Genomic DNA, 9895 nt, shown 5'->3' on the forward strand with positions numbered 1-9895 from the left:
GATCTCGGCGCCGCCGGCGGGCATCGCCCCGATCGGGAAGCCGAACAGGGTGCCGCGCAGCCACGGCTTCCACGACCGCTTCCAGTCCGACTTGCTCATCCAGATCGAGCCGCGGATCGCCTCGACCTTCTCCTCGGTGCGGGCCTGGCTGCCGGCCACCGACAGGGATTCGCCGATGGCGAACAGGGCGACCGCCAGGATGGTGACGCCGATGCCGCCCAGCAGCTCCGGGCTGCCGAAGGTCAGCCGGGCCCGGCCGCTGAGCTCGTCGAGGCCGATCAGGCCGATGGCGAGGCCGATGGCCAGCGAGGTCAGGCCGCGCATCGGCGAATCGCCGAAGGCGGCGGAGACGGTGACGAAGGCCAGGACGATCAGCGCGAACTTCTCCGGCTCGCCGAAGGAGATGGCGAATTTGGCGATCTCGGGCGCGATGAAGGCCAGCCCCGCCGTCGCGATCAGCCCGGCGACGAAGGACCCGATCGCCGCGGTGGCCAAAGCCGGCCCGCCGCGGCCGGCGCGGGCCATCTTGTTGCCCTCCAGCGCCGTGATGATCGAGGCGCTCTCGCCCGGGGTGTTGAGCAGGATCGAGGTGGTCGACCCGCCATACATGCCGCCGTAATAGATGCCGGCGAACATGATCAGCGACCCGCCGGGGTCGAGCGAATAGGTGACCGGCAGCAGCAGCGCCACGGTCAGGGCCGGGCCGATGCCGGGCAGCACGCCGACGGCGGTGCCGAGGGTGACGCCGATCAGGGCGTAGAGCAGGTTGACCGGCTGCAGGGCGACGGCGAAGCCCTGGGCCAGGAAGCTGAAAGTGTCCATGCGTCAGGCCTTCACGAGAACAGCCGTTCCAGCGGACCCGCCGGCAGGGTCAGGTCCAGCCCCTTGCTAAAGACGAACCAGACCACGAAGGCGAAGACGACGCCGATCGGGATGGTCTTCCACAACGGGCCACGGCCGAAGCCCCGGACGGTCGCGGCGAACAGCAGCCCGGTCGCGATCGAGAATCCGGCCGTGGTCAGCAGCAGCATCTGGGCGGCGAGCCCGCCGACAATCCAGGCGATCGGCGGCAGGTCGTCCTTCTCGCGCGGCGGCGGGTTGCCGCGCCAGGCGTCGATCGCCGTCCACACCGCCAGGATCAGCAGCATGCCGGCGATCAGCCGGGGGAAGATCGCGGGGCCGAAGCGCGCCGCGAACCCCTTCACGTTGAGCTGGCCGGCGTCCCAGAACAGCACCACGGCGACGACAGCCAGGGCCGCGGCGATCCCCAGGACCGGCCAGTCCGGCCGACGTTTGGCGGCGTGTTCCGGGGCGGTGCTCATTCGGCCAGACCGATGTCCTTGAGGATCTGCTGGGTGGTGCCGATGTCGGTCGCCAGCTGTTTGTCGAAGGCGGCGCCGGCCAGGTAGGTGTCCATCCAGCCCTTGGTCTTCAGCGTGTCCTGCCAGGTCTTCGACTTGGCCAGCTTCTCGATGTCGGCGGCGACGGCGGCCTTCTGCTCATCGTTCAGCCCCGGCGCGGCCGCGACCATGCGCCAGTTCTGCACCACCACGTCGAGGCCGGACTCCTTCAGGGTCGGCGCGTCGACGCCGGGTAGCCGCTCGGCGCTGGTGATGGCGAGGGCACGCAGCGCGCCGGCCTTGATCTGGGATTCGAACTCGCCGTAGCTGGAGATGCCGGCGGTCACCTGGCCGCTCAGCACCGCCGCCAGGGCCTCGCCGCCGCCGGAATAGGCGATGTAGTTGATCTCGGTCGGGTCCACCCCGGCCGCCTTGGCGACGAGGCCGACCGTGATGTGGTCGACGCCGCCGGCCGAGCCGCCGGCCCACGTCACGCCGCCCGCGTCCTTCTTCAGCGCCGCCACCAGGTCCTGCACCGACTTCAGCGGGGAATCTTTCGGCACGACGATCGCCTCGTACTCGCCGGTCAGGCGGGCGATCGGGGTGACGTCGGCCAGGGTGACCGGCGACTTGTTGGTGATGATACCGCCGACCATGACGTAGCCGCCGACGATCAGGGCCTTGGCGTCGCCCTTGTTCTGGCTGACGAACTGGGCCAGGCCGACGGTGCCGGCGGCGCCGGGCACGTTGACGACCTGGACGCTGCGCGAGATGCCCTCGGTCTGCAGCGCCTGCTGCATCGACCGGGCGGTCTGGTCCCAGCCGCCGCCGGGCGCGGCCGGGGCAATGATGGTGTAGTCGTTGGCCCGGGCCGCCAGCGGCAGCGCCAGCACGGCCGCCAGCGCGGCGATCGCGAATGTCTTCATGGGTGTCCTCCCCCTTGTGGTTTTGTCGGTCTGGTTTTTGCCGGAAGCATAGCATCCCGCGCCCGCTCGGCGCAGGCCGGTCGCTTATCGGCGGGTGATGGATGAAACGGAAACGGGCCGCCGCCGGTCGCGGGGCTCTGGCATCTCGGACGACATCGGGACCTCCCTGGCCTGTTGCTTCAGCCCGGGCATCGCGATCGGCCCGGTTGCAGCATCAGTCTAGCCGCCGAACCTGTCAGCGTCCTGTCATCGGCGCGCTGTCGGAGACCAGGCGCCGCCAGGTCTCGAGGAAGCGCTCGCGCCGGCGTTCGTCCAGCGCCACCAGCAGCGACGGGCCCAGCGGGATCGGCTGCAGCGCGCCCTCGGTGCGGCCGGCGATGGTGCCGGCGGTCCAGGGGCCGGAGATGTCGGGCATGATCGCGCCCAGCCCGGTGACGCCCGCCGCCAGCGCCTGGCCGCGCGGCGACAGCAGGTAGTCGACGAAGGCGCGGGCCAGCTCGGCATCCGGCGCCGCGCGGGGAATCAGGGCCACGCGGGTCATCACCAGCGCATAATCCTCCGGCACCACCACGCCCAGCCGCAGCCCGGCCGATTGCCGGGCAAAGGCGTAGGAGCCGAGCAGGTTGTAGCCGAGGATCAGCTCGCCGCTGACGATGCGGTCCAGCATCTCCGGGCTGCTGCCGCTCAGCTTCGCGTCGACCCGGCCGAAGGCGGCGGCCAGGCGCCAGAAGTTGGAGGAGATCAGCGCGTCCTGGCTGGCCAGCAGGTGGCCGATGCCGCTGATTGCGATGTCATAGGTGGCGACCCGGCCGCGGAACCGCTCCGGCTGCGATTCCAGCAGCGCGATCAGCTCGGCATGCGAATGCGGCACTTCGGACGCGGGCAGCAGGTCGGGGTTGTAGGCGATCACCGCCGGCTCGAAGGTGAAGCCGATGGCCTCAGCCCGCCACTGCGCCCAGTGCGGCAGCCGGTCGAGCCAGGGCGAGGCATAGGCCTGGGCGAAGCCATCATTGGCCAGCTTCACCTGCAGGTCGGGGGCGGAACTGATCATCAGGTCGGGCACGGGCGACAGCTGCCCGCTCGACGCCGCCTGGTACATCGGCAGCGTGTCGGTTTCCTGATAGACGACACGGACATCCGGCCGCTGGGCCTGGAAATCGGCGATGAAGCGGGCGAAGAGCGGGGTGTCGGTGGCGCCGAGGATGGTCAGCGTCCGCTCGCCGCCGGCCGGGGCGGGATAGATGGTGGTGCCGGGCGCGGCCCGCACGGGTCCGACCGATGCCGCCAGCAGCGCCGCGGCCAGCAGCAGTGTCGCCGCCGGGCCGACACCCGGACGCCGCCGTGCGGACTCGGCGACCGGCAGTGCGACCTCGACCCGCAGCCCGCCGCCCGGCCGGTCCAGCAGGGCCAGCGCGCCGCCATGCGCCTCGGCCACGGTGCGGACGATCGACAGGCCGAGGCCGGAGCCCGGCCGGTCGCGGCTGCCCTCGCCGCGGGTGAAGCGCTCCAGCACCAGCGCCTTCTCGGCCTCCGGGATGCCCGGGCCACGGTCGGAGACGCGGAGCACGGCGCGGCCGCGTTCCAGCGCCGCCTCGATCTCGACCGCGCCGCTCGGCGCGTGGGTCAAGGCATTGTGCACCAGGTTCCACAGCATCTCGCGCAGGGCCACGCGGTCGCCGCTGATCTCGGCCCGCGCCGCCTCGGGCGCCAATGCGACCACCAGCCGGCCGGCCTCCTCGGAGTCCAGGCGCTGGCGCACATCCTCGATGATGGCGTCCAGCGGCACGGCGGTGGCCTCGCGCGCCTCCAGCCGGTGGCGCACGGTCGCGTCCATCAGCAGCTGGTTGACCAGATGGCTGGCCTGCACCGCGTTCTGGTGGATGCGGACGACGCGGTCGCGCAGCCGGTCGGGGTCGTCCTCGTCGACCGCCACCTCGGCCTGGGCCCGCAGCGAGGCCAGCGGCGTGCGCACCTGGTGGGCGGCGTCGGCGACCAGGCCGCTGACCCGCTCCATCACGCTGCGCAGCCGGGCGATGAAGTCGTTCAGCGCCCCGGCCAGCTGCTGCACCTCGACCGGCACCGGCACCTGCACCGGCGACAGGTCCTCCGGGGCGCGGCGGCGCAGCTCCCGCTCCATCACCACCAGGGGCGCGAAGGCGTAGCGGATGCCGAACCAGACCAGCGCGATGGCGACGAGACCGAGGGCCGCGAGGGGCAGGGTGGCCTGGCCCAGGATCTCCGACGCCAGCGCCGCGCGGGCGCCGCGGGTCTCGGCGACGCGGATGGTGGCCCAGCCGGCCTTGCCCTCGACGAAGACCAGCCGGCCGACCGTGGCGATCCGCACCGCCTCGCCGTGATAGAAGCCGTCGGCGAAGCCGGGGGTGGCGGAGGCGGCCGGCGGCAGCCCGGCGCCGAGGTCGCGATAGCCGGTGACGAAGGCGCCGTCCGGCGCCGCCACCTCGTAGAAGACGCGGTCGTCGTCGGAGAAGTCGAGCATCGCCAGCGAGGCGGTGGGCAGCTCGACCGTCACCGCGCCGTCCTCGATCTGCACTGCGCCGGCGATGGTGAAGGCCGAGGCGGCGAGCAGCCGGTCGAAGGCGCTGTCCGAGGCGCCGCGGGCATAGTCGCGGATCAGGGCGACGAGGCCGATGCCGGCCAAGAGCAGCGCCAGCACGGTCAGCAGCAGCATGCGCCGGCGGATCGAGGCGCGGCCAGCCCTGGCGGTCACTCCTTGGATCCGCGGGGCTGCACCCGGTAGCCGGTGCCGCGCAGGGTGACGATGTCGATATCGGCGCCCTCCAGCTTGCGGCGGACGCGGGAGACCAGCAGCTCCAGCGCATTGACCGAGACATCGGCCTCGTCGCCGAACAGCTGGGTCATCAGCCGGTCCTTGGCCGCGACCTGGCCGGCGCGGGCCAGCAGGATCTCCAAGAGGCGGAACTCGCGCCGGCCGAACTCGACATGCTGGCCGGCGACGGTCACTGCCTGGCCGGCGAGGTCGAGCGTGACGTTGCCATGCGCGACGGTGCTGCTGGTCTGCCCGGCCGGTCGGCGCAGCAGGGCGCGCAGCCGCGCCTCCAGCTCGCGCAGGTCGAAGGGCTTGACCAGATAGTCGTCGGCGCCGAGGTCGAGCAGCCCGACCTTGTCGTCGATCTCCGACCGGGCGGTGACCACCAGCACCGGCGCGTCGACGCCCCGGCGGCGCAGCTCGCGCAGCACGGCGAAGCCGTCCTGGCCGGGCAGCATGATGTCCAGCAGCACCGCGTCGAAGGCGTCATGAGCGGCGGACTCGACCGCGGCCAGCCCGTCGCGCACCCATTCCACCGAATGGCCGGATTTGCGCAGCCGGTTCTCCACCGCCTCCCCGAGATCCGGGTTGTCTTCGACCAGAAGGATCCGCATGCGCTCTTCTTGTCGGAAAGAACGAGGCGCCGCAAGGCGATCACGCTGGGCGTCGTCAGACCGTGTCCGGAAGATGGGCTGACGGCCCGTACTGTACCTTCCAATCGGCGATGCAGCCGAGCATGCCGCATTTGCGGCACCGGAGCCCGACATAGAGCCAGCGCACGTCCCCGTTGTCGTGCAGTGAGAAGCCAACGCCGATATTGGCCTGATCGGAGCGGCATTTGCAGCGCCACGGCGTCAGCTTCGCCTCCGCCGCATAGTCTCCGCTGTCGCAGACGAAATGCGCGGTCGAGCACCGGGCGCAATTGCGCCGCACGCAGCCTTCGTCGGCATCGGCCTCCACCCTGAACTCGGTCGACGAGCATGCGCATTGCGCCAGGCGGAATGCCGAGATCGTGGTCCCCTCGGCATAGGCGCGCAGATATGCCTTGAGGTCCAGCGGATGTGTGCCGACCCAGTATTTCCCTGATGTGTCGATGGTCATGACCGTCCCCCTGTCCGGGATGATCGTATCGGAGTCCGGGCCGGCACAAGCGCCTATGCGGCCGCCTCGGACAGCAGCCATAGCCGCATCGCCGCGATCTTGCGGGTGTCCCACAGCTCCGGCGGCGCGACGATATAGAAGCCACGGCCCGGCGGCAGGCGCACGCCCAGCGCCGGCGCGACCAGCTGCCCAGCCCGCAGCTCGCGCTCGACCAGGGGCCGGGGCACCAGCGCGATGCCCTGGCCCAGCAGCGCCGCCTCGATCGCATGCAGCGTGTGGCTGAAGCGGACGCCGCGGCGGGCCTCGGCCTCGTCGCGGCCGGCGGCGCGGTACCATTCGGCCCACAGGAAATGGGAATCGTGCAGCAGCGGCACCCGGGTGCCGAGATCGGTGGGGTCGAGCGTGCCGCCGGGCCGGCACAGCGCCGGGCTGCACGCCGCCACTGGGTCGGCCGGGAACAGCAGCTGCGCGGCGAGGCCGGGATCGATCCCGGTGCCGTAGCGGATGGCGATGTCGACGCCGTCGCGGCGGAAATCGACCAGGTCGTTGGAGGCGGAGAGGCGGACATCGATGCCGGGATGGCGGCGGGTGAAGCCGTCCAGCCGCGGCACCAGCCAGCGCGACACGAAGCTGGGCGTGGCGCTGACCGTCAGCACCTCGGCCTGCTGCATGATCCGCTCGGCCGCGTCGGCGATCAGCCGGAAGGCCTGCTCGACCGGCGGCAGCAATGCCTCGCCGGCCGGGGTCAGGGCCAGGCCGCGGGCGTGGCGCTCGAACAACGGGGCGCCCAGCGCCTGCTCCAGCCCGCGCACCTGCTGGGCCACGGCGCTCTGGGTCACGTTCAGCGCCTCGGCCGCCGCGCGGAAGCTGAGGTGCCGGGCCGCGGCGCGGAAGGCGCGCAGGCCGTTCAGCGGCGGCAGCCGGTCGGCGAGCATGTAGTTTTCCTGCAGCCTAGGTGAAGAACTTCCCGTTTGTCCCTTCGGCCCGGCGGGCGCATCTGTCAAGCACGGCCGAACAGGAGATCTAAGCATGAGCACGACCGAACGGGTGGCGATCGTCACCGCCGCCAGCAAGGGGATGGGCGCCGCGATCGCGCGCGAGCTGGCGCAGCGCGGCTACAGGCTGGCGCTGTTCGCCACCTCCGGCGCGGTGACCGCGCTGGCGGAGGAGCTGGGCGGCATCGCCGTGCAGGGATCGGTGACCGAGCCGGCGGACCTGCAGCGCCTGGTCGACGCGACGCTCGAGCGCTATGGCCGGATCGATGCGGTGGTCAACAACACCGGCCACCCGCCCAAGGGCGACATTCTCGCCATCCCGGATGCCGACTGGCATCTCGGCCTCGACCTGATCCTGGTCAATGTCGTGCGGCTGGCCCGGCTGGTCACGCCGGCGATGGAGCGGGCCGGGAAGGGCGCCATCGTCAACATCTCGGCCTTCGGCGCGGTGCAGCCCGGCGCGGCCTATCCGGTGTCGTCGGTGCTGCGGGCCGGCCTGTCGGCCTTCACCAAGCTCTATGCCGACCGCTATGCCGCCGCCGGCATCCGCATGAACAGCGTGCTGCCCGGCTTCATCGACAGCTATCCGGAGACGCCGGAGCTGATCGCCCAGATCCCGTCGAAGCGCTTCGGCACGGTCGAGGAAATCGCCGCCACAACGGCGTTCCTGCTGTCCGACGAGGCCGGCTACATCACCGGCCAGAACCTGCTGGTGGATGGCGGGCTGGTGAAGGGGATTTGACCCTCACCTTGCCTTCTCACCAACTGTCATTGCCGGGCTTGACCCGGCAATCCAGAGAGCGTCGACATCTTCTGGATGCCCGGGTCAAGCCCGGGCATGACAGGGGAGGGGTAAGCGCGACTAGGCCGCCTTCGCCGCCTGGCTGCGCGTCGGCTTCTCGCTCTTGTTCCGGTTGGCTTCGCGCGCCTCCGCATCCGTCATCGGGCGGGCGGCGAGGCGGCCGGCGATGACGCTGACCGCCATCAGCTGGAAGAAGTGGAACACCATCACCGGCGCCAGCACCAGGCCGAGCTGCGGCGTGGCGCCGAACATCAGCCGGGCCAGCGGCACGCCGGTCGCCAGCGACTTCTTCGAGCCGCAGAAGGTGGCGGCGATGGTGTCCGGCAGGTCGAAGCCGACCAGGCGGCAGACGCCCCACATGATGGCGAAGGTGACGCTGAACAGCAGCACCACGCCGACGACGATCTCGACCAGGACGATCGGGTCCTGCTGCGACCAGATGCCGGATGCCATGGAATCGGCAAAGGAGCCGTAGACGATCGCGAGGATGATGACCCGGTCGGCCAGCTTGATCCGGGCGTGGTGGCGGGTGGCCCAGGCGGCGAGCAGAGGCCGCACCAGCTGGCCCAGCACGATCGGCAGCACCACCAGCAGCGCCACCTTCAGCAGCACCGGGCCAAGCGGCATCTGGGCGCCCTGGCTGTGGGTGTACCAGGCCATCATCAGCGGCGTGATCAGCACGCCGATCAGGCTGGACAGGGTGGCGTTGAAGATCGCCGCCGGCAGGTTGCCGCGGGCCAGCGAGGTCATCGCCACCGAGGAGGAGATGGTCGAGGGCAGGGCGGCCAGGAAGAAGAAGCCGAGCAGCAGGCCGGGCTCGATCCAGTCCTTCCCGAGCGCGCCGGCGCCCAGCACCAGGGCCGGGAACAGGATGAAGGTGCCGGCGGTGGCCAGGAGGTGCAGCCGCCAATGCGATGCGCCGGCCCGCATCTTCTCCGGCGCCAGGGTCAGGCCGTAGAGGAAGAAGACGACGGAGACGCCGTAGGTCGAGATCCAGTCCCAGTGCAGCGGCCCGTCCGTGAGGCCCGGTGTGGGCCAGAGGCACGCCGCGAGGGCGACGAGGGGAAGGGCGATCATGAACCAGTCGGGCTTAGCCCGGCGTGCCTTGCTCATCACACTCTCACGTCTTGCTCGGGTGACCCGTGCATTCCGTATACAAGATAGCACCCAGCCGCCTCGGACCACCCCCGATCCGGCATGGGTGTGTTGCAGTGCGGCAATGTGCTGCGAATGCGAAGGGGGCGCGACGCTCCCTTAGCCCACGCGCCAGATGAAATACGGCCAGTCCGGCGTGTCGAAGGGCAGTGCGGTCCAGCGCGGCGCCCGCATCGCACGGTCGCTGACCACCAGCCCGCCGGGCGCCATCAGCCGGTCGATCAGCTCCGCCAGCCAGCCGGCCTGGGCGGCGTCGCGGGCCTTGTCCTCGCTGCCGAAATCGGCGTGGGCCAGGGCGGCGAGGGGACCGCCGGACAAGGCGGGCAGGGTCTCGCGGAAATTGCCCAGCACTAGGTCGGCGCCGGTCGGCGCGGCATCCGCCGGCGCATGCAGGTCGCGGTCGAAGGCGATGATCGCGCGGTCCGGAAACAGCTTGCGCAGATGGCTGTAGGTGCGGCCCTTGCCCAGCCCGATCTCCAGCACCGGGCCGGGCACGAGGCGGACCTCGTCCGCCGCCCGGTCCAGCGCCCGGCGCTGGGTGGTGAGGCGGGCGATCATGCGGTCGAGGCGGCTGTCCATCGGCATCTCCATGCGGTCCCGTGATCTACGCCGCGGGCGGCCGTCTTGCAAAGGGTCGGCGCCAGGCCGGGCTTGGCTTCCCGCCGTCCGGCTTGGTAAGGAAGGCACGACGCCCCGGCCGCCCGGAGGCCGCAGCGAAAGGACCGACATGCTCGACCGCCGTACCCTGCTGAAGCTGGCCGCCGCCACCCAGATGTTCGGGATGTTCG

The 9895-nt window shown here is 71.2% G+C and carries 10 protein-coding genes; 1 reads left to right on the top strand and 9 read right to left on the bottom strand.

Features of this window, described 5'->3' with window-relative positions; all coding sequences use genetic code 11:
* From ABDW35_RS24145 to gcvA, 7 genes are all read right to left on the bottom strand, one after another.
* Nucleotides 1-822 (bottom strand): tripartite tricarboxylate transporter permease (locus ABDW35_RS24145; protein WP_343716414.1); only part of this gene is annotated, 822 nt, incomplete at its 3' end.
* An 11-nt stretch (nt 823-833) separates the two neighbouring features.
* The gene (locus tag ABDW35_RS24150) at nt 834-1322 is read right to left on the bottom strand and encodes a tripartite tricarboxylate transporter TctB family protein (protein WP_343716415.1); all 489 of its coding nucleotides are present in this window, start codon (nt 1320-1322) and stop codon (nt 834-836) included.
* Nucleotides 1319-2266 carry a tripartite tricarboxylate transporter substrate binding protein gene (locus ABDW35_RS24155; RefSeq protein ID WP_343716416.1) on the bottom strand — a complete coding sequence of 316 codons (948 nt, stop codon included), beginning with the start codon at nt 2264-2266 and terminating at the stop codon, nt 1319-1321. The genes ABDW35_RS24150 and ABDW35_RS24155 overlap by 4 nt, the downstream gene beginning before the upstream one ends.
* A gap of 235 nt (nt 2267-2501) precedes the next feature.
* The gene (locus ABDW35_RS24160) at nt 2502-4994 is read right to left on the bottom strand and encodes an extracellular solute-binding protein (RefSeq protein ID WP_343716417.1); all 2493 of its coding nucleotides are present in this window, start codon (nt 4992-4994) and stop codon (nt 2502-2504) included.
* Nucleotides 4991-5668 carry a response regulator transcription factor gene (locus tag ABDW35_RS24165; RefSeq protein ID WP_343716418.1) on the bottom strand — a complete coding sequence of 226 codons (678 nt, stop codon included), beginning with the start codon at nt 5666-5668 and terminating at the stop codon, nt 4991-4993. The genes ABDW35_RS24160 and ABDW35_RS24165 overlap by 4 nt, the downstream gene beginning before the upstream one ends.
* A 55-nt stretch (nt 5669-5723) precedes the next feature.
* Entirely contained in the window at nt 5724-6155 is a 432-nt protein-coding gene (locus tag ABDW35_RS24170) for a hypothetical protein (protein WP_343716419.1), read from the bottom strand.
* Between the two features lie 53 nt (nt 6156-6208).
* A complete protein-coding gene (gcvA, locus tag ABDW35_RS24175) occupies nt 6209-7090 on the bottom strand; it encodes a transcriptional regulator GcvA (protein ID WP_343716420.1) in 882 nt (293 codons plus the stop codon).
* Nucleotides 7091-7184: 94 nt separating this feature from the next.
* On the opposite strand from gcvA, the gene ABDW35_RS24180 reads away from it, so the two are divergent.
* Nucleotides 7185-7892 carry an SDR family oxidoreductase gene (locus ABDW35_RS24180; protein ID WP_343716421.1) on the top strand — a complete coding sequence of 236 codons (708 nt, stop codon included), beginning with the start codon at nt 7185-7187 and terminating at the stop codon, nt 7890-7892.
* Nucleotides 7893-8012: 120 nt separating this feature from the next.
* On the opposite strand, the gene ABDW35_RS24185 is transcribed toward ABDW35_RS24180, so the two are convergent.
* A complete protein-coding gene (locus ABDW35_RS24185) occupies nt 8013-9065 on the bottom strand; it encodes a bile acid:sodium symporter family protein (protein WP_343716422.1) in 1053 nt (350 codons plus the stop codon).
* A 141-nt stretch (nt 9066-9206) separates the two neighbouring features.
* Nucleotides 9207-9686 (bottom strand): class I SAM-dependent methyltransferase, encoded by a 480-nt coding sequence (locus ABDW35_RS24190; RefSeq protein WP_343716423.1) that lies wholly within the window; start codon nt 9684-9686, stop codon nt 9207-9209.
* Nucleotides 9687-9895 lie beyond the last annotated feature (209 nt).

The sequence above is a fragment of the Inquilinus sp. genome, assembly GCF_039594555.1.
In the GTDB taxonomy this organism is placed as follows: Bacteria; Pseudomonadota; Alphaproteobacteria; order DSM-16000; family Inquilinaceae; genus Inquilinus.

Excerpts from the sequence above, each read along its gene's own strand:
- ABDW35_RS24150 (WP_343716415.1), bottom strand. The coding sequence starts at position 1,322 with ATGAGCACCGCCCCGGAACACGCCGCCAAACGTCGGCCGGACTGGCCG.
- ABDW35_RS24155 (WP_343716416.1), bottom strand. The coding sequence starts at position 2,266 with ATGAAGACATTCGCGATCGCCGCGCTGGCGGCCGTGCTGGCGCTGCCG.
- ABDW35_RS24165 (WP_343716418.1), bottom strand. The coding sequence starts at position 5,668 with ATGCGGATCCTTCTGGTCGAAGACAACCCGGATCTCGGGGAGGCGGTG.
- ABDW35_RS24170 (WP_343716419.1), bottom strand. The coding sequence starts at position 6,155 with ATGACCATCGACACATCAGGGAAATACTGGGTCGGCACACATCCGCTG.
- gcvA (WP_343716420.1), bottom strand. The coding sequence starts at position 7,090 with ATGCTCGCCGACCGGCTGCCGCCGCTGAACGGCCTGCGCGCCTTCCGC.
- ABDW35_RS24180 (WP_343716421.1), top strand. The coding sequence starts at position 7,185 with ATGAGCACGACCGAACGGGTGGCGATCGTCACCGCCGCCAGCAAGGGG.
- ABDW35_RS24185 (WP_343716422.1), bottom strand. The coding sequence starts at position 9,065 with ATGAGCAAGGCACGCCGGGCTAAGCCCGACTGGTTCATGATCGCCCTT.
- ABDW35_RS24190 (WP_343716423.1), bottom strand. The coding sequence starts at position 9,686 with ATGGACAGCCGCCTCGACCGCATGATCGCCCGCCTCACCACCCAGCGC.